Source organism: Streptomyces viridochromogenes (genome assembly GCF_001270495.1).
Lineage (GTDB): Bacteria > Actinomycetota > Actinomycetes > Streptomycetales > Streptomycetaceae > Streptomyces > Streptomyces viridochromogenes_A.
On the sequence record NZ_LGUR01000274.1, the window covers coordinates 1 to 24,575 of the forward strand.

Consider the following 24,575-nt stretch of genomic DNA (forward strand, 5'->3'; position numbering starts at 1 on the left):
GTGCATGCGGTGCGGGGTGGGTTGCGTCCGGCGCCGGGTGGGTTGCCTGCGCCGCGGGGGGAGTTGCGTGCGGCGCGGGGTGGGTTGCGTGCGCCGCGGGGTGAGGTGCGTGCGGCAGGTTTGCGACGTGTGGCGCGGAACGAGGTGCGTGACGCGGGCTCGCGACGGCGTGCGGCGGTGCGGTGCGCCCATGACTCGGGCGGCGCGTTGCGGTCGGTTTCGTCTGGGTTCCCTGACGTCGGTGCGGGCGCCCTGGCGGGCCATGGCCTACGCCCCTGCCCCAGCGCACGCTCGTGCCCCGGCGCACGCCCCTGCCCCGGCCCACGCTCCGACCACGGCAGTCGGCGTGCCATCTTGTCCCGGGACCAGGCCTGTCACACGCCCCTCACACCCCCACCGGCTCCCGCTCCGAGGCATGCCGCTCCCACTCCTAACTCCCCGCATCGCACCGCGAACTCCCCGCATCCCGCCGCGAGGAGCCCCGAATGAACCAGCCCCGCACCAACGCGTCCGACACCGCCGGGCGACCCGGCCGACGGGCGACCGCCCTGCGCCAGGCCCTGGGATCGGCCTTCGTACGCCGCCCCCTCGCCCGCTCCGTCGTGCGGCACGCCCTGCTCCGCTGGTTCGTCCTCGCCCTCGCCGTGGCCGTCTGGCAGCTGGTCGCCCGAGCCCACGGCAGCGTCTACTTCCCGCCGCCCGCCGAGATCGCGGGGCACGCCCGGGATCTGTGGTTCTCCGGTCCCGCCGGGCACCTCTTCCTCACCGAGGCCGCCGTCGCCGACATCCTGCCCAGCCTCGGCCGGATGGCCGCCGGGTTCGGGATCGCCGCCGTGGCCGGGATCGCACTCGGCGTCGCGATCGGCCGCTCGCGACGCGTGTACGCCCTGTGCGACCCCGTCCTGCAGTTCGCTCGGGCCGTCCCGCCGCCCGCCCTGGTCCCGGTCTTCGTCGTGATCCTCGACTTCGGCACGCCGATGCAGATCGCGTCGATCGCCTTCAGCGCCGTCTGGCCGGTGCTGATCAACACGGCGGACGGGGCCGGCAATACCGACCCGCTGCGCCTGGAGGTCGCCGCGGTCCTGCGCCTCACCCCGGCCGAACGGCTCCGCTTTCTGATCCTCCCGTCCGCGCTGCCCCGCATCTTCGCCGGCCTGCGCCTGAGCCTCTCCCTCTCCCTCATCCTCATGGTGTTCTCGGAACTGCTCCCCGGCACCGCGAACGGCATCGGCTTCACGCTCACCGACGCCCAGTCCCGTTCCGACCTGCTCACCGTCTGGGCGGCACTGGTACTGCTCGGCGCCCTCGGCCATCTCCTCAACACCGGCCTGCTGGCGGTCGAGAAGCGGCTCGTCGGCAAGGGGAGGACGACGACCGTATGACCCGTACACCACCCATCCCCTTCGTCCAGGGACACGCATGCTCCGCTTAGCCGAGGTCGGCCAGCACTACGGCGACCACCAGGTTCTGCACGACATCACCCTCACCGTGCCGGACGGCCAACTCCTGTGCGTCGTGGGCCCGTCCGGCTGCGGCAAGTCCACACTCCTGCGCACCATCGCGGGCCTGCTGCCGGTCTACGACGGCACGATCACCCTGGACGGCACACCTGTACGCGGTGTGCCCGACAACCTGGCCGTCGTCTTCCAGGACTACGCCCGCTCCCTCTACCCCTGGCTCACGGTCCGCGACAACGTGGCGCTTCCGCTGCGCCGCAGGGGCCTGCCTAGAGCGCAACGCCGGGCCGAGGCCGACCGCATCCTGGCCCGGGTCGGCCTGACCGACACGGCCCGCCGCCACCCCTGGCAGCTCTCGGGCGGCATGCAGCAGCGCGTGGCGATCGCCCGCGCCCTGGTCTGCCGGCCCTCCCTGCTCCTCATGGACGAACCCTTCGGCTCCCTCGACGCCCAGACCCGCGAGGATCTGGAGGACCTCCTCCTGGAGGTCCACCGCACGGACGGCACGACGATCGTCTTCGTCACCCACGACATCGACGAGAGCGTGTACCTGGGCGACCGCGTCGTCGTCCTCTCCCCGGGTCCCGGCTCCAAGATCGTCCTGGACCTGCCCGTCGAACTCCCCGGCACCCGGGACCAGATCACGACCCGGGGTCTCGCGGAGTTCGTCGTGCTGAGGTCCGAGGTGGGGCGGGCGGTGCGCAACAGATAGCGCCGGTCCAGGCATCTTCAGCCCGTCCGGCGTTTGAGGACGAGGCCCTTCGGGCCGAAGCGGGGGTCCAGGGGGCGGCAGCCCTCTGGCGGGGTCGAAGGGGCGGAGCCCCTTCAAGGGATGGGACGGGTAGGGGCGGCGGGGGCGAAGGACCGCCCGCCCGGTCCGCCGCCTCCGCCGCTCAGCCCACCCGCACGTCCTGCCACACCATCCGGTGATCGGACGTCGGCACCGTCGCGCCGTTCCCCACCAGCCGGTACAGCGGATCGTCGGACGTCGGCCAGAAGACGCCGTTCGCGCCCGGTATCAGGCCCTTGGACGGCAGGACGTAGTCGACACGCAGATTCCCGGGCGCGGTGTCACCGAAGTCGGACGTGTCGTACGCCGGGTCACCGAGATGCGAGCCATTGGCACCGCCCTGGAGCCTCGCCGCCTCCACGCCACCCACGCTGGCCGGCGGGGTGGCCGGGAGATTCACCGCCGGGTGGTCGAGCAACTGCCGTATGGCGTGGGCGTAGCTGTCACCGTCGTACGGATCGGCGTTGTTGTCGCCCGCGATCACGAACCGGGCCCCGGCCCGCAACCCACCGCGCCGGCCCTTGTCGTCGTAGAGGTAGGAACCGCGGTGTCGCCCGCCGATGTAGTCGGCCCACAGCCGGATCTCGTCGTGGTTGCGGCGGCCGTTGCGGTCCTCCGGGCCGTCGAAGGTGGGCGGCGTCGGGTGCGAGACGAGGAAGTGCACGGTGGAGTTCCCGATGCACACCGGCACGTCCCAGTGGCTCTTCGACGACAGCCGCAGGATCGCTCGGGCCTCGTCGCTGTAGTAGCCCGGAGGCATGACGTGGCCCGGCATGTCCTTCCACAGGAACCGCTGGAAGGTGCGGACCGCACGTGTGTCGATCGGGAACTTCGACAGCACGACCATGCCGTACTGCCCCGGGAACCAGCCGTAGCCGTACGCGTCCTGCCCGTACGCGTCCGAACCGGGCGTCGTGACGGCGCCGTTCTTCCCGTCGAGGTCCACACCGGAGGCGACGCCCGTGTTCACGGGACCGGTGTAGTGGTACGGGAAGCGGACCGGCTTCGCCCCGTTGTGACCGACGGCCAGGTAGTTGCGCAGGAACAGGCGGACCGCCCTGCCCTGCTCGTCGTAGTCGAACTCGTTGATCAGCAGGACGTCGGGGTCGACCCGCTGGATGGTCTCGGCCACGTTGCGCGCCTGGGCGTTGTCCGGCGTGGACAGGTCGGTGATCAGCGCGCCCTGGGTGGAGCGGTTCAGGGAGGCGTTGAAGGTGGCGAACCGTACGGACCGGCGGCCGTGCCGCTCGGCCGCCGAGGCCGGGAACGCCGCGGTCGTGGCCAGCGCCGCCCCGGCGAGGGAGGCGAGCGCCGTGCGGCGTGAGAGTGATCCGGTGGGGTTCATCGCGACTCCGGAAAAGGGAGGTGGACAGATGAGGTGACACATGAGGTGCGAGAAGTCTGCGCGCGTAGAGATGAACGCCACAAGGCCCGTCGAGAACTCCCGGATTCATCCACGATTCACGCGATGGTGTGATCATGTGCCGCGCCGCGGATGCCACTTGAGCCTCAGGGGTAGGGCCCCGGCCATGACGCAGCAGCCCTTCGAACTCCCGCACTTCTACATGCCGTATCCCGCGCGGCTGAACCCGCACCTCGACGAGGCGCGCGCCCACTCGGTCGAGTGGGCGCGCGAGATGGGAATGCTGGAGGGGTCCGGAGTCTGGGAGCAGGCCGATCTGGACGCGCACGACTACGGCCTGCTCTGCGCCTACACCCACCCCGAATGCGACGGCCCCGCCCTCTCCCTCATCACCGACTGGTACGTGTGGGTCTTCTTCTTCGACGACCACTTCCTGGAGACCTTCAAGCGCACTCAGGACCGCGTCGGCGGCAAGGCATATCTGGACCGGCTGCCCCTGTTCATGCCGATGGACCTGTCGACCCCGATGCCCGAGCCGCAGAACCCGGTCGAGGCGGGCCTCGCCGACCTGTGGACACGCACGGTGCCCTCGATGTCCGCCGACTGGCGCCGTCGCTTCGCCGTAGCCACCGAGCACCTCTTGAACGAGTCCCTCTGGGAACTGTCCAACATCAACGAGGGCCGGGTCTCCAACCCGGTCGAGTACATCGAGATGCGCCGCAAGGTGGGCGGCGCCCCCTGGTCGTCGGGCCTGGTGGAGTACGCGACGTCCGAAGTGCCCGCGGCCGTCGCCGAGTCCAGGCCGCTCAGGGTCCTGATGGAGACCTTCTCGGACGCCGTGCACCTGCGCAACGACCTGTTCTCCTACCAGCGCGAGGTCGAGGACGAGGGCGAACTCAGCAACGGCGTCCTGGTCCTGGAGACCTTCTTCGGCTGCACCACCCAGGAGGCCGCCGACACCGTCAACGACGTCCTCACCTCCCGGCTCCACCAGTTCGAGCACACCGCCCTCACCGAGGTCCCGGCCGTGGCGCTGGAGAAGGGGCTCACCCCCCAGGAGGTCGCCGCGGTCGCGGCATACACCCAGGGGCTGCAGGACTGGCAGTCCGGCGGCCACGAATGGCACATGCGCTCCAGCAGGTACATGAACCAGCGTGCCGAGCCGACCGCGCCCTGGCGGGCCCCGACCGGTCCCGGCACCTCCGCCGCCGACATCGGCGCGCTGCTCGCGGCGGCCGGCGCCGAACGCCTGCGCGCCTACACGCACACGCCGTACCAGAAGGTCGGTCCGTCCCGGCTCCCCGACTTCTACATGCCGTTCCAGCTGGAACTCAGCCCTCATCTCGACGCCGCCCGCCACCGTCTGACCGAGTGGTCGCACCGTATGGGCATCCTCCAGGAGGGCGTCTGGGACGAGGACAAGCTCGCCGCATACGATCTCGCGCTGTGCTCGGCCGGCCTCGACCCGGACGCGACACCCGAGGCCCTCGACCTCAGCGCGCAGTGGCTCGCCTGGGGCACGTACGGTGACGACTACTACCCCCTCGTCTTCGGCCACCGCCGCGACCTCGCCGCAGCTCGGCTCACCACCCAGCGACTGTCGGCCTGCATGCCCGTCGACGGCGAGCCGGCCACCCTCCCGCTCAACGCCATGGAGCGCGGCCTGATCGACCTGTGGGCGCGGACTACGGCAGACATGACTCCCGACCAGCGGCGCTTCCTCAAGGACGCGGTCGACGTCATGACCGAGAGCTGGGTGTGGGAGCTTTCCAACCAGCTCCAGAACCGCATCCCCGACCCCGTCGACTACCTGGAGATGCGCCGGGCCACCTTCGGCTCCGACCTCACCCTCAGCCTGTGCCGGATGGGCCACGGCCCCGCCGTCCCGCCGGAGGTGTACCGCAGCGGACCCGTCCGCTCGCTGGAGAACGCTGCCGTCGACTACGCCTGCCTCCTCAACGACGTCTTCTCATACCAGAAGGAGATCGAGTACGAGGGCGAGATCCACAACGCGATCCTCGTCGTGCAGAACTTCTTCGGCATCGACTACCCGACCGCGCTCGCCGTCGTGCACGACCTGATGACCCAGCGCATGCAGCAGTTCGAGCATGTGGCGGCACACGAACTGCCCATCGTGTACGACGACTTCGGGCTCTCGGACGAAGCCCGGGAGATCATGCGGAACTATGTGGTCGACCTCCAGAACTGGATGGCCGGCATCCTGAACTGGCACCGGGAGGTCGACCGCTACAAGGCGGAGTTCCTGGCCCGCCGCTCACACGGCTTTCTGCCGGACCGCGCGCCGGCCGTGCCCGTCCTCAGCTGATCTCCCGCACCCGCGCGGCCGTCCCCTCGGCGAGCTCTCGTACTCCGTTCGCGGCGTTCTCGGAGAGCTCGCCGAGTATGGAGTCGGCGGACCGGAGAAGGCTCCGGGCCTCCTCGGGGAGGTTCGCGTCGGCCAGGGCGTGGCTGAGTCGGTAGTGCTCCTCGGCGATGAATCGGCCGAAGTTCACCCCCTGCCAGTGCCGCAGGGAGTCGTCTCCGGGTGCCGTCAGGATGGTCCGCACGGTCGCCAAGCTCCTTACCGCCCGTACCAATTGACTGTCTTCGCGCTCCAGGCGCGCCTGGTCGAGAAGGGCCGAGACCCGGTCCCACGCCGTCTCCTGCAGTGCGGCGTTCAGACGCTGGGCGCGCAGTGCCTGGGTGCGGTCGCCGAGCTCCTCGAAGTCGCGGGCGAGCGCACGCAACGGGGCCGTGGTCAGCGCCCGTGACGCGTCGGCCCGGACGAGTCTGCTCTGGTCCATGACGATCTCGTCGAGGTCGCGGATCAGGGCGACCCGGGCGAGCTCGGTCATGCCCTGGTCGCGGGCGAGGTCCGTCCAGGTACTCAAGGGTTCGTCCGCCGGGTCCGCACCGAACATTGAGTCGTCGAGATCCTGCGCCCACTCACGCAACTCGTCCGCGCTCGCCCCGGGTTCCGGCATACCGCCGAGGCCGCACGCCGTGTCGAAGTCCGTCTCGCGCACCTCGTTCAGCAACGGCAGGTCCCCGGTGTCTCCGCGCAGTCCCACCAGCACGGCCGCGAGCCGCAGTTCGTCCGTCATCGACGACGCCGCCTCGTGCCGCAGCAGATGGCGCAGCGCCTCCAAGTCGTCGTCGGCGCGGTCGAACTGCGCGGCACGCAGGGTGAGTCGACGTCGTACGGGATTCTCGGCCACCGCGTCCCAGACCTCGCGGTCACCCGCCCGCAGCAGGGCGAGATCGGCGTGGCCGCTCGCGAGCACCGGCTCCCACAGGGGAGGGCGGGGATACGAGTCGAGCAGCTGATAGGCGTTGTGCTCCGTCCCGTTCAGCAGCACGAAGTCGGGCTCGGTGCGCAGGAGGGCGGCCTGTAGCAGGGCTTCGAGCTCGACGGGAGAGCGCTCGGGGAAGCCCAGCGCGGCACGCAGCTCGGCCCGTGCCCCTTCGAGGCCGCAGCGCTGTCGGGGCTCCTCCTCGCCGTCGCCGTCGTCCTCCTCGTCCTCTTCGGCTTCCGCCAGCCCGATCATGATCTCGAGCGCCTCGTCGACACTGGAGCCGATGATCCCGGCCGAGCCCTCCGAGTCGGCGTACAGCATCGAGCCGTCCGCGCACACGAAGTACGTACCCCCGCCGGCGTCCCCCGCGACTATGTCGAGCGGGGCGCCGGAGGCGAGGCGGACCTCTTCGACATGGCCGTGGGACGCACGGCCGATGTCGAAGTCGAAGGGGAAGGCGGCCAGTTCGGCCAGACGGGCGTTCTCCCGGAGCAGCCGCAGTGCGTGATCGGTCATGTCACAGAACGTAACAGCGGCCACTGACAACGGACTTCCGGCCTCCGGATGCGGTTTCCGAAACTTTTCGTGCGGAACGGGATATTCAGGGAACTTGCGCGGTGCGCAGCGAGTCTTCCGGGGTGAGGGGAACAGACAACAAGAACACACGGGGGTGTTCGACCTTGACCGACATCATCGAGAGGCTCACGGACAGCGACACGGAGACCGCAGCGCAGCCCGCGGCGGAGACCGACACGGGGAAGCGGGCGTCCGACACCGGGGAACTCACGCCGTACGCGGCCCCGCTGCCCGTCCCCACCGTGCTGCGGCCGGCGTCGGGGGACGTCTTACGCGAGACCGAGATCGCCCTGCGCCCGACCTGGGTGCGCCTGCACCCGCAGCTGCCGCCGACCCTGATGTGGGGGTACGACGGCCAGGTGCCGGGCCCGACCATCGAGGTGCGGCGCGAACAGCGCGTCCGCATCGCCTGGACCAACCGCATCCCCGGGGAGAGCGAGTACCCGGTCACTTCGGTGGAGGTGCCGCTGCGCACGGACGGCCGTCCCCCCGCCACCACCGAGCCCGGCCGCGAGGGCGTCGAACCCAACAAGGACGTCGCCGCCCTGCCCGCCTGGTCGGTGACCCATCTGCACGGCGCCCAGACGGGCGGTGGCAACGACGGCTGGGCGGACAACGCCGTCGGCTTCGGCGACGCCCAGCTGTCCGAGTACCCGAACGACCACCAGGCGGTCCAATGGTGGTACCACGACCACGCCATGAACATAACGCGGTGGAACGTGATGACGGGCCTGTACGGGACGTACCTCGTCCGGGACGACGAGGAGGATGCCCTCCAACTCCCCCGCGGGGTGCGGGAGGTCCCGCTGCTGCTCGCCGACCGCAACCTCGACACCGACGAGGACGGCCGTCTCAACGGGCGCCTGCTGCACAAGACGGTGATCGTCCAGGAGAAGAACCCTGAGACGGGCAAGCCGGTCTCCATCCCGTTCAGCGGCCCGTACACCACCGTCAACGGCCGCATCTGGCCGTACGCCGAGGTGGACAACGCCTGGTACCGCTTCCGGCTGGTCAACGCGTCCAACGCGCGCATCTACAACCTCGTCCTGGTCGACGAGGACGACAACCCGGTGCCGGGCATCGTCCACCAGATCGGCAGCGACGGCGGACTGCTGCCGCGGCCGGTGCCGATCGACTTCGACGACGCGCTGCCCACGCTGACCGCGGCGCCGGCCGAGCGCTTCGACCTGCTCGTCGACTTCCGCGGGCTCGCGGGCCGGAGGCTCCGCCTGGTCAACAAGGGCCGCAACCAGCCGCCGGGCCTGCCCGACCCGGCGGGCGACGTGCGCTATCCGGCGGTCATGGAGTTCCGGGTCGGGGAGAGCCATGAGACGGACACCTTCGAACTGCCCGAGGTGCTGTCCGGCTCCTTCCGCCGGCTCACCCACGACATCGAGCACGGCCACCGGCTGATAGTGCTCACCCCGCCCGCCACCAAGGGTGCGGGCGGCCACCCGGAGATGTGGGAAATGGCGCAGGTCGAGGACCCGGGCGACATCCAGGTCCCCACCGACGGCGTCATCCAGGTCACCGGCCCGGACGGGAAGACGAAGACCTACCGGCGCACCGCCCGGACGTTCAACGACGGCCTCGGCTTCACCATCGCCGAGGGCAGTCACGAGCAGTGGAGCTTCCTCAACCTCGCCCCGATCGTCCACCCCATGCACATCCACCTGGCCGACTTCCAGCTGCTGGGCCGGGACGCGTACGACGTCTCGGGCTTCGACCCGGCGGTCGGCGGCACCCGCAGCCCGATCCGGTTCGACGCCGGCACCTCCATCCCGCTGGCGCCCAACGAACTCGGCTACAAGGACGTCTTCCGTGTGCCCGGGAACCAGATGCTGCGCGTCATGGGCAAATTCGACGGCGCGTACGGCAGGTTCATGTACCACTGCCACCTCCTGGAGCACGAGGACATGGGCATGATGCGGCCCTTCGTCGTCATGCCCGCGGAGGCGCTGAAGTTCGACCACGGCGGCGGACACGGCGGTCATGGCGGCCACGGGGAGGGACACACGGGCTGACGTACGCGCGCGTGGCGTGGCATGGGAACGCATGGCGCGGCATGGGAACGCGTGGCGCGGCATGGTCAAGCGACGCGTCACGCGCGCGTAGGGACCCTCCCGGCCGCGTGCTCGACCGCGGCTCGCGCCAGCGCCCTGACGACGGGGTGCGGGCGCGAGCCGTCGCCGGACAGCTCCGGTTGGAAGAGCGTGGCCAGGAAGAAGGGATGGCCGGGCAGTTCGGCGATCCGGACGTGACCGTCCTCGTCGTGTCCGGAGAAGCGCAGCCCGTGTGCGCGCAGGGTGTCGAGGTGGCGGGAGGGGCCGTACGCGCAGAAGTACCGTTCGACGGTCCGCTCGGAGCCGATCAACGACTGGGCGAGCGTGCCCGGCTCGATCCGGACCGCAGCCTCGTGACCGGCCAGCGAGCAGGCCAGTGGTTCGATGAGGAAGTCGTCGGCGTCGGGGTCGTTCTCGGCGTGGGCGACCCGGTTCAGTCCGCACACCTGCCGGGCGTACTCCAGGAGCGCGTGCTGGAAGCCGCCGCAGGTACCGAGAAACGGGATTCCCTCCTCGCGTGCGGTGCGGATCGCGGACAGCACGCCTGCCTCGCTGCGGTACGGGCTGCCGGGCAGCACCCACACGGCGTCGAAGCCGCGCACCGCGCCGTCGGCCGCCGCGTCCTGGGACGGGATCCAGTAGGCGTCGAGGACGAGCCGGTCGCGTTCGGCGAGGGCGTCCAGCAGGAGTGGCACGCGCGTGTGCGAGGCGACATTGGGGGAGCGATCCCCGACCAGGGCGAGCCTTGCCGTCTTTGTCGTCATCGCCTTCCGGGCAACGGTGTTCGTCATGGCCCTCATCCTGGGCGCCGCCCGTAGTTCACGTCCAACGATGATTACTGGACCTCTGATAAGCAGTGCTGATGAGATACGGGATCCTGTACCGCATGGACCCGCATCTGCTGCGCACGTACGTCACCGTCGCCCGCCTCGCCTCGTTCTCCGAGGCCGCCCGCGAACTGGGCTACACCCAGTCGGCGGTGTCCCAGCACATCGCCGCGCTCGAACAGGACCTCGGCGCACCCCTGCTCACCCGTCGTCCTGTCGCTCCCACGGCGGCCGGTGAGCGGCTCCTCGAACACGCGGGTCCGCTGCTGCTCCGGCTGGAGGCGGCCCGCGCGGACGTCGTAAGGATGGCGGCGGCGCCCGGCCGCGAACTGACGCTCGCGACGGCGTCGACCGCGCTCGGCCCCCACGTCCTGGCAGCACTCCCGGTCTCCGGAGTGACGCTGCGCGTGCTGCCCCGCGACGAGGTGCCCGCGGCCGTCGCCACCGGCACGGCCGACCTCGGTCTCGTCGACGGCCTCGCCGCCCCCAGCGACCCGCTGCGACTGCCCGACGTGGCCCCGCTGACCACGTACGGCGTGGGGGAGGAGCCGGTCTGCGTCCTCCTGCCCGACACCCATCCGCTCGCCGGGCGCACCGGCCTGCGTCTCGGCGACCTCGCCGACGCCCGGTGGCTCGACGCCCCCGACGCGGGCCTGCCGCTGGCCCACCTGCGCGGCGCGAACGGCGGCCAGGGTTTCCGCTGCGCCCTGCGCTACGAGGGCACCGACGTCCGCGCCCTCACCGCGCTGGCCGCGGCGGGCCACGGCCTGACCCTGCTCCCGCGCTCGGCGGCCGTCGGGGTGCCCCACACGGTCGCCGTACCGGTCACGGAACCGCGGGTCGTGCACCGGACAGAACTGGTGTGCGCGGGGGCGGGTGCGCCCAGGGGCGCGGCGGCGGCCGTCGCGGAGGCGTTGTTCGAACGGTCCTGAAGGTGTCGGTGAACGCGTCGGCGAACAAGCCCCGGATCGCGTCGGCAAACCAGCCCCGGATCGCGTCGGCGACCAGCCCCGCGAACGCGTCGGCACGCCGACCCGCGAACGGGCTGGCGTTCTTGACCACTGGTCAGTCTGCGTCAGTCTCACTCGATCGTGGCTCGTTGTGCGCCGGTGCGCAGGGTAGTCACCAGCCGGAGGCGATCCGATGGAACAGACCGCGTTGCGACCCAAGCCCATGCCAGGTCAGAGCCCCGGTGACGGCGCCGGGCCCGACCCCGGCGCACGTCGCCCGCACGCCGCGCCCCGTCGGTGCGGGCGACGGCTCACGACTCTGCTGTGCGCCCTGCTGGTCGGGATGGTCCTGGTCCTGTGCGGCGTCGGACTCGGCACGCTGGGGGCCACGGTGATCGGCATGAGCAAGCTCGCCGAACTCCAGCGGCAGGAGGGCCGCCGTGCCCCCGGAATCCCGGCCGAGTCGGCACCTCCCGGTTCCTCTGCCCCGGCGTCCCCGACACCGACGTCCGCGCCGGCCCCCGCCGCCGTCGCCACCCTCGGTGTGGAGGCCGTGGACGCCGAGGAGTCGGGCGCCCTGGTGGTCGGCGTCCACGTTCCCGGGCCGGGGTACAGGGCCGGTCTGGTCAGGCGCGATGTGATTCTCGCGTTCGACAGGACCCGCATCGACTCGGCCGCCGACCTCGCGCGAGCCGTCGCCGGGGCCCGCCCGGGCGGCGAGGTCACCCTGACGGTGCGCCACCGCGGCGGCGGCCACCAGCGGCTGACCGCGATCCCGGGCGTCGTCACCTGACCGCCTCGCACCCTTTACGGGAGCACACGAAACGGGAGCACACGAAAACCACTGGTCGCGGTCTGCCGACAAGGCCACGATGAGTCCCATGCCGACCACCCTCATCGCCTTCCTGGGCGCCTGCACCCTCGTCGCCGCCTCGCCCGGGCCCAGCACCGTTCTGATCATCAAGCAGTCGCTGCACAGCAGGCGCTCCGGCTTCCTGACCGTGCTCGGCAACGAGACCGGCGTCTTCATCTGGGGCGTGGTCGCCGCGTTCGGGCTGACCGCGCTGCTGACGGCCTCCGAGGTGGCGTACGACGTGATGCGGATCGTCGGCGCGGTCGTCCTCGTCGGCTTCGGCGTCCAGACGCTGCGGCAGGCGCGCCGCGCGAAGGGGGCGGACGACACCGTATGGGAGGGCACGCGGAAGAGTGGCTGGGCCTCCTACCGCGGTGGGCTGCTGCTCAACCTCGCCAACCCCAAGGCGGCCGTCTTCGCGCTGTCCTTCCTCCCGCAGTTCGTGCCGGAGGGCGCCCCGCACCTGCCGACCATGGTCGGCCTCGCCGCTCTCTGGGCGGTCTACGAGGTCGGCTACTACGGCTTGTACGTGTGGTTCGTCGGCCGGATGAAGACCGTGCTGTCCCGCGCGGGTGTGCGCCGGCGCCTGGAACAGGTCTCCGGAGGCGTGCTGCTGCTCCTCGGCGTCCGCATGGCGCTCGACAGCTGACGCCATGCCCGGCCAACCGCACAAAAGCCCTGTCAACCGGCTCGCGCCGCCCCCTCCGTCCGGGCAGGATGCTGCCCGTAGTCCTTTCACGCGCCCAGGGAGGCCCCGGATGACCGGCACCGCACCCGCGCCCTTCACCGCCGATGACTACCGGGCCCGTAGGGAACGTGCCGCGCGGACGGCCGCGGAGGCCGGGCTGGCCGGGCTGCTGGTGGCACCCGGCCCGGACCTGGTGTGGCTCACCGGCTATGCGCCCACCGCGGAGACCGAGCGGCTCACCCTGCTGGTCCTCGTCCCCGGCCGGGACCCCGTCCTCGTCGTCCCCGCCCTGGAGGCCCCGGACGCCGCGAAGGCCGCCGGCGCGCCCGGCCTGACCCTGCGCGACTGGACCGACGGCAAGGACCCCTACGCCGCCACCGCCGCCCTGCTCGACGCGAGCGGACGGTTCGGCATCAGCGACAACGCCTGGGCGATGCATCTGCTCGCCCTGCAACGGGCACTGCCCGCCACCTCGTACGCCTCCCTCACCGACGCCCTGCCGATGCTCCGTGCCGTCAAGGACACGGCGGAGCTGGAGCTGCTGGCGGCCGCGGGTGCGGCCGCAGACGCAACGTTCGAGGAGATTCGGAAGGTTCCCTTCGGCGGACGCCACGAGTCAGACGTCGCCGCCGACCTCGCCGACCTGCTGCGCCGCTTCGGTCACTCCCAGGTCGACTTCACCATCGTGGCCTCCGGCCCGAACGGCGCCAACCCGCACCACGAGGTGGGCGACCGCGTCATCGAACGCGGCGACATGGTCGTCCTCGACTTCGGCGGCCTCAAGGACGGCTACGGCTCCGACACCTCCCGTACGGTCCACGTCGGCGAACCCGCCGACGAGGAGCGCCGGGTCCACGACCTGGTGCGCGCGGCGCAGGAGGCGGGGTTCCGGGCGGTGCGGCCCGGGGCCGCCTGCCAGGAGGTCGACCGGGCCGCCCGCGCGGTCATCGCGGACGCCGGGTACGGCGAGTACTTCATCCACCGCACCGGGCACGGCATCGGCGTCACGACGCACGAGCCGCCGTACATGATCGAGGGCGAGGAGCAGCCCCTCGTGCCCGGCATGTGCTTCTCCGTGGAGCCCGGCGTCTATCTGCCCGGCCGCTTCGGAGTGCGCATCGAGGACATCGTGACCGTCACCGAGGACGGCGGCCGACGCCTTAACGACACGACCCGCGAGATGGTCATAGTGGACTGACCCGGTGACCGATCCCGGAGCGAGGAGCCCCCGTAGACCCCCGAGCGACAACGGCGCGACCATGACCCAGGCACCGACACCCACCGCGGACACCGTCCGCCGACTGGTCCGTTCCCTGCTCAAGGACGGCGTGGACGACTCGGCCGGACCCGAGGTCCGCCCTGCCGCCCCGGGCGCCGAACCCGCCACCTGGTGGGTCGGTACCCGCCATGTGCTGCGCCTCGCCCCCGACCGCGGGGCGGCCCTACGACAGCGCCGCGAACTGCGGCTGCGCGACCTCGTCCGCCCGCATGTCCCGGTCACGGTGCCGACGAGCGTCGCCCACGGGGAGTGGGCGCCCGGACTGACCTACACCCTGGACACCAAGGTGCCCGGCGGGGCGGGCGGGGAGCACGACGTGTCCGCCGTCGGCGAGGCCGACCTGGCCGGGCTGCTCACCGGGCTGCGCGAGGTCCCCGCACGGCAGGCCGAGACGCTCGGTGTGCCGCGCGTCGCACCGCGCTCCCTGGAGGCCCTGCGCCGCGCCGCCGAACGCCCCGCCGCGCGCCTCGCCGACGCCGACGAGTTCGACGCCGCCCGGCTGCGCCAGCTCACCCAGTCGGCCGCCGTCCAGCTCGCTGCCCAGCCCGGCACCGCCGTCCTCGTCCACCACGCCCTCACCGGCGACCACCTCGTCGTCAGCGCCGACGGGCGGGTGCGCGGCGTCCTCGGGTGGGCCGACACCGTCCTCGGCGACCCCGCCGAGGACATCGCCGGCCTCGCCCTCGCCGTCGGCTCCCCGGCAGCCGTCCGCGCCGCCACCCTCGCCGGCTACGGCGCCCGCCCCTGCCTGCGCGGCCTCTGGCTCGCCCGCTGCGACGCGATCATCCGCCTCGCGGACCGCCTCGACGGCAAGGGCGACACGCCCCAGCCGCTGCTGAGGAAGCAGCTGCGGCACGCGTGGGAGGCGATTCTGCTGGAGCGGGTGACGGAGCTCAGGGAGGACGACGGGGAAGAGGAGCTGTAGAAGAAGCCGGAGGAGGAGCTGGAGGAGGGGAGCTGCGGGGGAGCCGCGGTACGGCGGGAAGCCCCCGACAGCAGAGCCTGCCCGCTCCGCCACTCACCCCTGCAACAGCACCACGCTCGACTCCCCGGGCACATGCAGCACCCCGTCCGCGCCCGGTGCCTCCACCGGCTCCCACGCGGCCAGCACGGTGGCCTGGCGCGGTCCCAGGGGGATGGCCGCCGGTTCCTTGGCGAGGTTGACGGCCACGCAAATGTCGCCGCGGCGGAAGGCGAGCCAGCGCCCCTGCTCGTCGTAGGCCACCTTGGTGTCGGCGAGGTCGGGATCCGTGAGGTCGGCCTGCTCGTGGCGCAGGGCGATGAGACGCCGGTACCAGGCCAGCACGCGCGCGTGGGGCTCCCTGTCGAGCTCGGCCCAGTCGAGGCAGGAGCGGTCCCGGGTCGCCGGGTCCTGCGGGTCGGGCACGTCCTCCTCGGCCCAGCCGTGCTCCGCGAACTCCCGCCGTCTGCCGCGCCGTACGGCCTCCGCGAGCTCCGGATCGGTGTGGTCGGTGAAGAACTGCCAAGGGGTGCCCGCGGCCCACTCCTCGCCCATGAACAGCATCGGTGTGAACGGCGCGGTCAGCGTCAGCGTGGCCGCGCAGGCCAGCAGGCCGGGCGAGAGCAAGGCCGTGAGCCGGTCGCCCTGGGCGCGGTTGCCGACCTGGTCGTGGGTCTGGCTGTAGCCGAGGAGGCGGTGCGCCGCCACGCGCGTACGGTCCAGGGGGCGCCCGTGGTGCCGGTCCCGGAAGCTCGAGTACGTGCCGTCGTGGAAGTAGCCGCCGGTGAGGGTCTTCGCGAGGTTAGCCATGGGGGCGCGCGCGAAGTCGGCGTAGTAGCCCTGGGACTCGCCGGTCAGCGCGGTGTGCAGGGTGTGGTGGAAGTCGTCGTTCCACTGGGCGTGCAGACCGAGGCCGCCCTCCGAGCGCGCGGTGATGAGCCGGGGGTCGTTCAGGTCCGACTCGGCGATCAGGGACAGCGGCCGGTCCAGGTCGGCGGAGAGGGCGTCGACGGCCGTCGACAGCTCCTCCAGGAAGTGGCACGCGCGCGTGTCCTTCAGCGCGTGCACCGCGTCGAGGCGCAGCCCGTCGAGCCGGTAGTCCCGCAGCCAGGCCAGCGAGCTCTCCACGAGATGCGCGCGCACCTCGTCGGAGCCGGGCGCGTCCAGGTTGACGGCGGAGCCCCAGGGGGTGTGGTGCTTGTCCGTGAGGTAGGGACCGAAGGCGGGCAAATAGTTCCCGGACGGGCCGAAGTGGTTGTGCACGACGTCCAGGACCACGCCCAGGCCCAGTTCATGCGCCCGGTCGACAAAGCGTTTCAGCGCCTCGGGCCCGCCGTACGGCTCGTGCACGGCCCACAGCGAGACGCCCTCGTACCCCCAGCCGTGCCGCCCGGGGAAGGGGCACAGCGGCATCAACTCGACGTGGGTGACGCCCAGTTCGACGAGATGCCCGAGCCGCTCGGCGGCCGCCTCCAGCGTGCCCTCGCGCGTGTACGTGCCCACATGCAGCTCGTACAGCACCGCGCCGGGCAGGGGCCGCCCCGCCCACTCGGTGCGCCACTCGAATCGCGTGTGGTCGACGACCGCGCTCAGCCCGTCCGGGCCGTCCGGCTGCCGGCGCGAGCGCGGATCGGGCAGCACGGGGCCGTCGTCGAGCGCGAAGCCGTACCGCGTCCCGTCCCGCGCCTCCGCCTCACCCCACCACCATCCCGCGCGATCGGGATCGCGCTCCAACGCGCGCGTGGCGCCCTCGCAATGGAGCGTCACACGGTCGGCCTGCGGTGCCCACACCTCGAACTGCACGGACGGTTCCCCTTCGTCTGCTCACCGTGATGTAGCCCGTCCATGGTGCTTCAAACGAGATCAATCCGCTTTTGAATCTTCCCTTTTGCGGCAGGTGTCGTGACCGGCCCCGTCGATCACGCGCGTGTGGTGGCCGTTTCCCCGTTTTCTGGACACCCGGGGTTCGCTGACCGACAATCAGCGACGTGACGTCGTCTTTCGAGTTCAACACGTACCCCGCGCGGCTTTCCGACGTGGAGCGCGACAAGGCGCTGAAGGTGCTCCGGGACGGCGTCGCCATGGGCCGGCTGTCGCACGACACGTTCGTGCGGCGCATGGAGCTCGCCCTCGCCGCCCGCCGCGCGGACGAGCTCGCCGCCCTCACCGCCGACCTGCCCTCCGAGAGCCGTCTGTCGCGTCTGGTGTTCGGCACCGTCGAGGCGGTCTCCGGCTTCACCGTACGGCTGCGCAGGGCATGGCAGGCCGAGCGGCTGCCCAAGCTGCTGCTGCCCCACCCCGCGGCCGGGCACCCGCTGCGCATCGGCCGCGACCCCGTCAACGGGCTGCGGCTGACCCACGAGACCGTGTCCCGGGTGCACGCCGAACTGAGTCACCAGGGCGGCATGTGGGTCCTGCGCGACCTGGGCTCCACCAACGGCACCACGGTGAACGGCCGCCGCGTCATCGGCGCCGTCGTGGTCCGAGAGGGCGACCAGATCGGCTTCGGCCGGATGTCGTTCAGGCTCGCCGCCAACTGAGCCGGACCTCGGCTCCGGCCTGGGCCTTTGCCATGGCCTTGGTTGAAGTGTTGACTCAAGTCCCTTTGCCTTTTGTGGTGTTGACGTCGCCGTCAACTCGTGACTGACTGTGCGTACACCATGCACATCAGGTGAACCGACGGCACCACATGTGGAGGTGTGCCCTGCCGCCACTCCTCCGCTATCCGACCGTCGACGAGCTGGGCGCCCGGGCGGCCGCGCTCGTCGCCCGCCGTCCCCGCGACGCGCGTCTGCGCCGCGTAGGGACCTCCCGAGCGGGCACGCCCCTGTGGCTGTTGTCCGTCGGCCACGGAAGCCGCCAGGCCCTCGTCGTGGCCGGTCCGCACGCCAACGAGCCGGTCGGCGGCGCCACCGTGCTGCGGCTGGCCGAACGGGTGCTCGCCGACCCCCGCCTGCACGAGGATGCCGACGCCACCTGGAACCTGCTTCTGTGCCTCGACCCCGACGGCCTGCGCCGCAACGAGGGCTGGCTGCACGGCCCGTACGCCCTCTCCGGCTACTTCCGGCACTTCTTCCGGCCCGGCTTCCTCGAGCAGCCCGAATGGCTGCCGGACGGCGCGGACCGGGTCACGCTGCCCGAGACCCGCGCCCTGCTCGAACTCCAGGACGAACTGCGGCCCTTCCTCCAGTGCTCCCTGCACGGCGTGGACGTCGGCGGCGGCTTCGTCGAGCTGACCCACGACCTGCCCGGTCTCGCCCAGCGCGTCGCGCACACCGCCGCCCGCCTCGGCATTCCGCGCGAGCTCGGCCCCTACGACACCCTGTACTGGCCGGAACTGGGACCCGCCGTCTACCGGATCCCCAGGCCACGCCGAGGTGACCTGGCCGCCGCCATCACCGAGGCGGCCGTCGAGTCGACGTGGTTCCACCCGTACCGGCACGGCACGGTCACAGCGGTCGTCGAGGCCCCCATGTGGGGGGTGGCCGGGGTGGAGGACGGCGCCCCGCACCCGGATGAGGAAACGGTCCTGCGCAGGGTGAGCCACACGCTGCGCCACGACACCCGCGTCCTGAACGGGCTGCTGGAGCGCCTGCGGCCACACCTTCCGGTCGGCCCCGAAACGGCCCGGCTGCTCGCCCCGGTCGACGACTATTTACTGGTCTGCCCCGGGCTCGCCGACACCTGGGACCCCGACGTCAGGGACCCCGTCGGCGTCCACCCCCTCCCCTCGCTCAGCACCGCTCACCTGGCCGCCCTGCGCATCGCCGGGCGGCGCCTCGCCCTGCGGACCGCCGGGCTGCTGCACCAGCTCGTGACGGGCGCCGGACACGATCCGGCCGGGGTACTGCCGGAGCTGGACCCGCTCATCGAGGAATGGTGCGAGGACTACCGCGACGGCTGCGGGGCGCGCTGGATACCGGTCGCGCGCCAGGTGGAGTACCAGGCGCGGGTCGTGCTCGCCGCGTTCGAACTCGCCGGGCGGCACGCGCCCGCGTGCTCCCGTTCGGGTGAGTCGGGGTGGAATGCCGGGGCCGCCGTGCCGATGCATCGGGAATGACGCAATCACTCACGGCGAAAGCGGTACGGGGCGGCCTGCTGGCGACCGCCGCCATGCTCGTCCTCGGCGCGGCTCCGGCGCGGGCGGCGGTCCAGGAGCCGGACCCGGGAAGCTGGCTCTACCTGACGGTCACCCGTGGCGACGCCCGCCACGGTGACCCGCACGGCACGCTGCTGCTGTGCGACCCCCCGCAGGGCCACGGAAAGGCTGCCGAGGCCTGCGCGGACCTCGAACGGGTGGGCGGTGACATCAGCCGACTGCGCACGGCGAACGCCTTCTGCCCGATGATCTACGCGCCGGTGACCGTCCACGCGCGCGGCGAGTGGAACGGACGGCCGGTCGAGTACCGCGAGACCTTCGCCAACGGGTGCGCGATGGGCGCCCGGACCGGGTCGGTGTTCGCGCTGGACGGCTGACTGCCTCACGGCGTCTGCCTCATGGCTGACGCCGTGAGGCAGACGGCAGACGGATGCACGCGCGCGCGTGCGGTGCCCTCGGCCCACACCGTCCGGGCAGGTGCGCGGCAGGGCTCACGCCGCCCTGTCGCGCGCGTGCAGCGCTGCCGCGACGACCGTGCGGGACTGGTGCTCGATCTGGTGCTCCAGGGGCACCCAGCGGGCGCGGAAGCGTTCGGCGAAGGCGTCGCTCCAGGTGGCCACGAGGTGTTCGAGGCGCGGTGCCCCGCGGTCTTCGGTCTCGTGCAGGACGCGCAGCAGCATGGCCGCCGCCCGCAGCGGCAGCCGCCGCCCGAAGGCGTCCACACTCCCGACGTACGCCATGGTGTTGTCGGCGGGCGGCGTGTGCGTCCAGTCGGCGGCCAGCCCCGGCACCACCTCCAGCGCCCACTTCGCGGCCCGCAGCAAGGGCCCGTCGACGCCGTCCAGCCGGGGGAGCGCCTCGGTGAGCACCCGCTCCACCTCCAGCGCGTCCCGCCTCAGCCGGGCCCCCAGCCGTCGCATCGCCCTGGCCGGGTCCGGATGCGGCGCCGGGTCGTCCACCAGGTCACTCGCCCACATCGGCACCTCGACGACCGCGGTCAGACCGCCGTACCGGTGCACGTGGTACCAGGTGCTGCTGCGCGCGTCGTCCGGCATGCTCGGATACGCCGCGCCGGCGCCCGGTGCGGGCATGACGTGCACCCCGGGCCCGGAGGCGGGCCAGCCCGCCGCGTCCGAGGCGCCGGTCTCCACCGGGATGTGCAGCTCCGCCGCCGACTTCGCGAACGGCTCGGCGAGTCCGGGAACGTCCTTCGTCAACTGCACCCAGCTGCCGCCCAGATCCGTCCCGTGCAGAGTGACCTGGAGGTAGGGGCGCAGTTCGTCGATGACCCGGGTCAGCGCGCGCGTCTCGGGCGGCAGCCGGTCGGACGGCAGCGCGGCCGGCGCCCACTCCGGCTGCTCCGCGGCCGCGGGCCGGAAGAAGCCGCGGTGGTAGTCGAACAGGCTGCGGGGCGCCGGCGTGACATGCAGGCTCGCCCCGTCGGGATCCGCGCACAGCAGGAAGTGCCAGGAGATGTCGGCCCGCAACTCCCGCTCGTGCAGCACCCGTTCCGCGACCGCGAGGAGCGTGGGGCCGCCCGTGGGCTCGTTGGAATGCGCGCCGGCGACGACCAGGACGGCGCGTCGGGCGTGACCGATGGACAGCAGGTGGAGGGGTCTTCCCGCCCGGGAGGCCCCCACCTGCCTCAGCGTGCACAGGCCGGGACGGTGAGCGGCCAGTGCGCGGGCAGACAGCACTAGTTCGGTCAGGGTGGGGTAGCGCAGCTCCGGCAGGAGACTCACCCCCGTCACTTCCGCCCGGCTTCGCAATCCGCAGTACCCCATGGTCTGGTTTAGGTGTCAAGGAGTCCGCGGGGGAGGCTCCCGGGGGCGCCCAGTTGCGTTGACCGCCGAAGGGCAGGGGCGGCCGGCGTCAGCGGGCGTGCCGGGCCCCTCCCGCCGAGGTGCCGTACCCCCTTCGCCTGCACCGATGCGCGTCGGGAGCCCGGGCGTGAAGCGGGCCCCGGCCCTCGTCACCGCGCGCCGGCCGTCGTTCCCGAGCCCCGGGAGCGTACGCGGGCCCGAGCCGGTCGCGGGCCCGATGCCGAGGCGCGCCGCGAAACCGTGCACGCCCCGAAGCCCTGCGCGTCGAGAGCGCTCGGCTCACACAGCCGCCTCCCCGTCCACCCGCTCCAGCAACGCCACCGGCAGCCGCTCGAACAACTCCGCCACGCGCGCGTGCCCGGTGAACTCCCGCTCGGGAGCGAGCACATCGCCCCATCGGCCCGGCGGCAACGGCAGCAGGGTGTCGCGCCAGCCGCCCGACTGCGCCAGCCGCAGCGACAGGCGCGTCACAGCGGTGATCACCTCTCCGGAGCGCACGAAGGCCACACAGTGGGCGCCCGCGGGGCCCCCGGCCGGCAACGGCGCGTACGACGCGGAGTCGCCGAACACATCGGGGCGCCGCCCGCGCAGCCGTAGCGCCGCCGCCGTCACCACGCCCTTCTCTCCCGGATCCGCGGGCGGGAACCGCACGACCCTGCGGTTGTCGGGGTCCACCAGCGCCCGGTACTCGCCCTCCGTGCCCTGGTAGACGTCCGGCACGCCCGGCATCGTCAGCTGGGCCAGGGCCATGCCCAGCACGTTCGCCCGGATGTGCGGCTCCAGTTGGCTCCGGAAGGCGGCCACGCGTTCGCCGGGCGCACCGCACGGCCCCGCGGCGACGAACGCCGCCACCGCCTCCTCGTACGGTGGCTCCTGCTCCGTCCAGCTGGTGAACAACCCGGCCTCGCGCACATGCTTCAGCAGCGCCCCCTGCACACGGTCGACGTCCGCCTCGCCCAGCCCGAACACCGTCTGCCAGGCGGCCCACGCCAGCTGGGCGTCCGGTACGCCCTCGCCGTCACGGGTCACCTCCGTCAGGACGTCCGCCCAGCGTTGCGGGCACTCCGTGAGCACGGCCAGCGCGGCCCGTACGTCGGCACTGCGCTTGGTGTCGTGCGTCGACGCGACCGTCCCGGTCCCGGGCCAGTCGCGCTGCACGCGCGCGCAGTACGCGTGGAACTCGTCGGGCGCGACCGCGGGGCTCCCCGGATTCCCGCCCACCTCGGTCGCCGAAAGCAGCGGCACATGGCGGTAGAACGCCGTGTCCTCCACGGACTTGGCTCGCAGCGCCGACGCCGTCTGCGCGAACCGCGTCCGGAACTCGACGTGCTCCGGTCCGTCACCGGCCCGGCCGAGGACCAGGTCGCGCACCACGTCGACCGCCCCCGCCTCCTCGGGCACGACGAAGACGAGCCGCGCTTCGGCCGCCGCCTCCTCCGTGACCACACGGGCCGCGTCACCGGAGGCGTACGGCCGGTAGACCTTCAGCCGGACGAGGAGTTCCTGGAGCGCGGTGCGCAGTGCCCAGGGTGCCCGGTCGCGCAGCGCGGGTTCGGGGGACGTGGCGCACAGGCGGCTCGCCACCCGGGTCAGCCGGTCGACCTCCGTGGCCAGCTCGTGCGTGAGCACCTTGTACGCCGCCCGCCGCACCGTCGCCTCCCAGTCGCCGCCCCGGTCCGTCTGCGGGGCCGCGAACCGCCGGTACTGGCCGAGGAGTTCACCGAACCCCGCCGGATCGGTGAAGAGGCCGTCGACGTACCGAAGGGCGTCGTAGCCGGTGGTGCCGGCGACGGGCCAGGAGGCCGGCAGATGCTCCCCGTCCGCGAGGATCTTCTCCACGACGGTCCAGCGCCCGCCGGTCGCCTCGTGGAGGCGCTGCAGATACGCGTCGGGGTCGGCGAGTCCGTCGGGGTGGTCGATGCGCAGCCCGTCGACCACGCCCTCGTGGAGGAGCTGGAGGATCTTGGCATGCGTGGCCTCGAACACCTCCGGGTCCTCGACCCGCACCCCGATCAGCTCCGAGATGCTGAAGAACCGCCGGTAGTTGAGTTCCGTTCGGGCCAGCCGCCACCACGCCGGGCGGTACCACTGCGCGTCCAGGAGCTGCGTCAGCGGCAGTTCCTCGGTGCCCTCGCGCAGCGGGAACACATGGTCGTAATAGCGCAGGACGTCGCCGTCCACCTCCAGGTGAGCGAGCTCCTCGCCCAGTGGCCGGCCCAGCACCGGCAGCAGCATCCGGCCGCCCTGTGCCTCCCAGTCGATGTCGAACCATCGCGCGTACGGCGACTTGGGGCCCTCGCGCAGCACCTCCCACAGGGCGCGGTTGTGGCGCGGGGCCATGGCCATGTGGTTCGGCACGATGTCCACCACCAGGCCCAGACCGTGTTCGCGCGCGGTGCGCGCCAGCGCGCGCAGCCCCTCCTCACCGCCGAGCTCCTCGCGTACGCGCGCGTGGTCCACGACGTCATAGCCGTGCCCCGACCCCGGGACTGCCTCCAGGACCGGGGACAGGTGCAGATGCGAGACGCCGAGCGAGGCCAGGTACGGCACGGCCGCCGCCGCGGCCTCGAACGGGAACGAGGGCTGCAGCTGCAGCCGGTAGGTGGCGGTCGGCACCATCGGGTCAGGTCGCTCAGGTGTCATGGAAACCTACGTACCCGCCCTGCCGCCCTTCGTGTCATCGTCCCCTCCACGTGGGCCCACGCGCGTGCCTAGCTTCGACTGATGGGAAAGACGCGGAGGACCGGGCGGCGCGGCACTTCGGCGGCCTACCGTGAGGTGATCGGCCTGACCGGGCCGCTGCTGCCGGTCATGTCCTTTCTCGCGCGCCTGCCGACCGCCACGATCCAGTTCGGCAGCGTGCTGCTCGTCGCACGGGCCAGCGGCTCCCTGTCCGCCGCCGGGCTGACCGGCGGTGCGCTCGCCGTCGGGCAGGTGGCCTGCGGCCCGCTGGTGGGCCGACTCGCCGACCGGCACGGTCAGCGGGCGGTCGTGCTCACCTTCTGCCTCGCCAACGCCCTCGCGATCGCCGGGCTGGTCGTCGGGGCGCTCGCAGGGCTGCCTACGGCGGTGCTGGCCGTGCTGGGAGCGGCGGCCGGAGCCACGGTGCCGCAGATCGGGCCCATGGCCCGCGCCCGTCTGGTCGCCCTCGCGCGCGGTGCCGGAGCTCGTGATTCCACCGTGGGTGCCGCGCTCTCCTTCGAGAGCACCCTCGACGAGATCTCCTTCGTTCTGGGGCCCGCCCTGGTCGGGCTGGCGGCGGTGACCGCGCATCCGGGGTTCGCGCTGGGTGGAGCCGCGGTGCTGGTGGCCCTGTGCGGTGCGGGATTCGCGCTGCATCGGACGGCGGCGGCGACACGGCCCGCGTCCGTCGCTACGCCGGGGGAACGACGGTGCGCGTCCGGCGCCACGTCGAGTGAAAGAGGTGGCGAACGACGGTCCGGTTCCGTCCGGACGTCTGCGAGACGACGAGCCGGTGCCGACCCGACGGAGCCGACAGGACGAACCAGTTCCGTCCCGACGTCCGCGCCCCCACGAACCACCCCCGCCC

At 72.3% G+C, this 24,575-nt stretch carries 19 protein-coding genes; 13 read left to right on the forward strand and 6 right to left on the reverse strand.

Annotated elements, in window-relative coordinates:
• Window positions 1-485 precede the first annotated feature (485 nt).
• Window positions 486-1,382, forward strand: a complete 897-nt coding sequence (locus ADK36_RS45155) for an ABC transporter permease (protein ID WP_063784547.1) — start codon at window positions 486-488, stop codon at window positions 1,380-1,382.
• Window positions 1,383-1,419: 37 nt separating this feature from the next.
• Window positions 1,420-2,169: an ABC transporter ATP-binding protein gene (locus ADK36_RS45160; RefSeq protein WP_048582540.1), complete on the forward strand. Its 750-nt coding sequence runs from the start codon at window positions 1,420-1,422 to the stop codon at window positions 2,167-2,169.
• Window positions 2,170-2,350: 181 nt separating this feature from the next.
• Here ADK36_RS45160 and ADK36_RS45165 read toward each other — a convergent pair whose 3' ends face one another.
• Window positions 2,351-3,592, reverse strand: coding sequence for an endonuclease/exonuclease/phosphatase family protein (locus ADK36_RS45165; RefSeq protein ID WP_048582541.1), 1,242 nt, complete (start codon window positions 3,590-3,592; stop codon window positions 2,351-2,353).
• Between the two features lie 184 nt (window positions 3,593-3,776).
• Here ADK36_RS45165 and cyc2 point away from each other — a divergent pair, with 184 nt between their 5' ends.
• On the forward strand, window positions 3,777-5,936 hold the full coding sequence (gene cyc2 / locus ADK36_RS45170; protein ID WP_053201695.1) for a germacradienol/geosmin synthase Cyc2: 2,160 nt from the start codon (window positions 3,777-3,779) through the stop codon (window positions 5,934-5,936).
• Here cyc2 and ADK36_RS45175 read toward each other — a convergent pair.
• Complete coding sequence (locus ADK36_RS45175; protein WP_048582543.1) at window positions 5,929-7,422, reverse strand: hypothetical protein; 1,494 nt, start codon at window positions 7,420-7,422, stop codon at window positions 5,929-5,931. The two genes, cyc2 and ADK36_RS45175, sit on opposite strands and share 8 nt — an antisense overlap.
• Before the next feature lie 164 nt (window positions 7,423-7,586).
• Here ADK36_RS45175 and phsA point away from each other — a divergent pair, with 164 nt between their 5' ends.
• Entirely contained in the window at window positions 7,587-9,506 is a 1,920-nt protein-coding gene (gene phsA / locus ADK36_RS45180) for an O-aminophenol oxidase PhsA (RefSeq protein WP_234330115.1), read from the forward strand.
• A 77-nt stretch (window positions 9,507-9,583) separates the two neighbouring features.
• On the opposite strand, the gene ADK36_RS45185 is transcribed toward phsA, so the two are convergent.
• Window positions 9,584-10,336 carry a CTP synthase C-terminal region-related (seleno)protein gene (locus tag ADK36_RS45185; RefSeq protein WP_053201697.1) on the reverse strand — a complete coding sequence of 251 codons (753 nt, stop codon included), beginning with the start codon at window positions 10,334-10,336 and terminating at the stop codon, window positions 9,584-9,586.
• Between the two features lie 95 nt (window positions 10,337-10,431).
• Here ADK36_RS45185 and ADK36_RS45190 point away from each other — a divergent pair, with 95 nt between their 5' ends.
• The 5 genes from ADK36_RS45190 (at window position 10,432) to ADK36_RS45210 (ending at window position 15,067) form a co-directional block, all read left to right on the forward strand.
• Window positions 10,432-11,304, forward strand: a complete 873-nt coding sequence (locus ADK36_RS45190) for a LysR family transcriptional regulator (protein ID WP_048582647.1) — start codon at window positions 10,432-10,434, stop codon at window positions 11,302-11,304.
• Between the two features lie 211 nt (window positions 11,305-11,515).
• Window positions 11,516-12,115, forward strand: coding sequence for a PDZ domain-containing protein (locus tag ADK36_RS45195; protein WP_048582545.1), 600 nt, complete (start codon window positions 11,516-11,518; stop codon window positions 12,113-12,115).
• A gap of 88 nt (window positions 12,116-12,203) precedes the next feature.
• Window positions 12,204-12,824, forward strand: a complete 621-nt coding sequence (locus tag ADK36_RS45200; RefSeq protein WP_048582546.1) for a LysE family translocator — start codon at window positions 12,204-12,206, stop codon at window positions 12,822-12,824.
• 109 nt (window positions 12,825-12,933) lie between these two features.
• Window positions 12,934-14,061 (forward strand): aminopeptidase P family protein, encoded by a 1,128-nt coding sequence (locus ADK36_RS45205; protein WP_048582547.1) that lies wholly within the window; start codon window positions 12,934-12,936, stop codon window positions 14,059-14,061.
• 61 nt (window positions 14,062-14,122) lie between these two features.
• On the forward strand, window positions 14,123-15,067 hold the full coding sequence (locus ADK36_RS45210; RefSeq protein WP_048582548.1) for an aminoglycoside phosphotransferase family protein: 945 nt from the start codon (window positions 14,123-14,125) through the stop codon (window positions 15,065-15,067).
• Window positions 15,068-15,160: 93 nt separating this feature from the next.
• Here ADK36_RS45210 and treZ read toward each other — a convergent pair whose 3' ends face one another.
• The gene (gene treZ, locus ADK36_RS45215) at window positions 15,161-16,906 is read right to left on the reverse strand and encodes a malto-oligosyltrehalose trehalohydrolase (protein ID WP_048582549.1); all 1,746 of its coding nucleotides are present in this window, start codon (window positions 16,904-16,906) and stop codon (window positions 15,161-15,163) included.
• Between the two features lie 185 nt (window positions 16,907-17,091).
• Between treZ and ADK36_RS45220 the strand changes: the two genes are divergently transcribed.
• The 3 genes from ADK36_RS45220 to ADK36_RS45230 all read left to right on the forward strand — a co-directional run bounded on the left by ADK36_RS45220 (window position 17,092) and on the right by ADK36_RS45230 (window position 19,579).
• On the forward strand, window positions 17,092-17,643 hold the full coding sequence (locus ADK36_RS45220) for an FHA domain-containing protein (protein ID WP_048582550.1): 552 nt from the start codon (window positions 17,092-17,094) through the stop codon (window positions 17,641-17,643).
• 149 nt (window positions 17,644-17,792) lie between these two features.
• Window positions 17,793-19,163 carry a M14 family zinc carboxypeptidase gene (locus ADK36_RS45225; protein ID WP_048582551.1) on the forward strand — a complete coding sequence of 457 codons (1,371 nt, stop codon included), beginning with the start codon at window positions 17,793-17,795 and terminating at the stop codon, window positions 19,161-19,163.
• Window positions 19,160-19,579: an SSI family serine proteinase inhibitor gene (locus ADK36_RS45230; protein ID WP_048582552.1), complete on the forward strand. Its 420-nt coding sequence runs from the start codon at window positions 19,160-19,162 to the stop codon at window positions 19,577-19,579. The genes ADK36_RS45225 and ADK36_RS45230 overlap by 4 nt, the downstream gene beginning before the upstream one ends.
• Before the next feature lie 114 nt (window positions 19,580-19,693).
• Here ADK36_RS45230 and ADK36_RS45235 read toward each other — a convergent pair whose 3' ends face one another.
• Both ADK36_RS45235 and treY read right to left on the reverse strand, forming a co-directional pair.
• On the reverse strand, window positions 19,694-20,944 hold the full coding sequence (locus ADK36_RS45235; RefSeq protein ID WP_048582553.1) for a M14 family zinc carboxypeptidase: 1,251 nt from the start codon (window positions 20,942-20,944) through the stop codon (window positions 19,694-19,696).
• Between the two features lie 360 nt (window positions 20,945-21,304).
• On the reverse strand, window positions 21,305-23,668 hold the full coding sequence (treY, locus tag ADK36_RS45240) for a malto-oligosyltrehalose synthase (RefSeq protein WP_048582554.1): 2,364 nt from the start codon (window positions 23,666-23,668) through the stop codon (window positions 21,305-21,307).
• An 81-nt stretch (window positions 23,669-23,749) separates the two neighbouring features.
• Between treY and ADK36_RS45245 the strand changes: the two genes are divergently transcribed.
• On the forward strand, window positions 23,750-24,575 hold an 826-nt coding region (locus ADK36_RS45245; protein ID WP_338060823.1), incomplete at its 3' end, for an MFS transporter.

Coding starts and splice junctions, on each gene's coding strand:
- ADK36_RS45155 (WP_063784547.1), top strand. CDS start 486: ATGAACCAGCCCCGCACCAACGCGTCCGACACCGCCGGGCGACCCGGC.
- ADK36_RS45160 (WP_048582540.1), top strand. CDS start 1,420: ATGCTCCGCTTAGCCGAGGTCGGCCAGCACTACGGCGACCACCAGGTT.
- ADK36_RS45165 (WP_048582541.1), bottom strand. CDS start 3,592: ATGAACCCCACCGGATCACTCTCACGCCGCACGGCGCTCGCCTCCCTC.
- cyc2 (WP_053201695.1), top strand. CDS start 3,777: ATGACGCAGCAGCCCTTCGAACTCCCGCACTTCTACATGCCGTATCCC.
- ADK36_RS45175 (WP_048582543.1), bottom strand. CDS start 7,422: ATGACCGATCACGCACTGCGGCTGCTCCGGGAGAACGCCCGTCTGGCC.
- ADK36_RS45185 (WP_053201697.1), bottom strand. CDS start 10,336: ATGACGAACACCGTTGCCCGGAAGGCGATGACGACAAAGACGGCAAGG.
- ADK36_RS45190 (WP_048582647.1), top strand. CDS start 10,432: ATGGACCCGCATCTGCTGCGCACGTACGTCACCGTCGCCCGCCTCGCC.
- ADK36_RS45195 (WP_048582545.1), top strand. CDS start 11,516: ATGGAACAGACCGCGTTGCGACCCAAGCCCATGCCAGGTCAGAGCCCC.
- ADK36_RS45200 (WP_048582546.1), top strand. CDS start 12,204: ATGCCGACCACCCTCATCGCCTTCCTGGGCGCCTGCACCCTCGTCGCC.
- ADK36_RS45205 (WP_048582547.1), top strand. CDS start 12,934: ATGACCGGCACCGCACCCGCGCCCTTCACCGCCGATGACTACCGGGCC.
- ADK36_RS45210 (WP_048582548.1), top strand. CDS start 14,123: ATGACCCAGGCACCGACACCCACCGCGGACACCGTCCGCCGACTGGTC.
- ADK36_RS45225 (WP_048582551.1), top strand. CDS start 17,793: ATGTGGAGGTGTGCCCTGCCGCCACTCCTCCGCTATCCGACCGTCGAC.
- ADK36_RS45230 (WP_048582552.1), top strand. CDS start 19,160: ATGACGCAATCACTCACGGCGAAAGCGGTACGGGGCGGCCTGCTGGCG.
- treY (WP_048582554.1), bottom strand. CDS start 23,668: ATGACACCTGAGCGACCTGACCCGATGGTGCCGACCGCCACCTACCGG.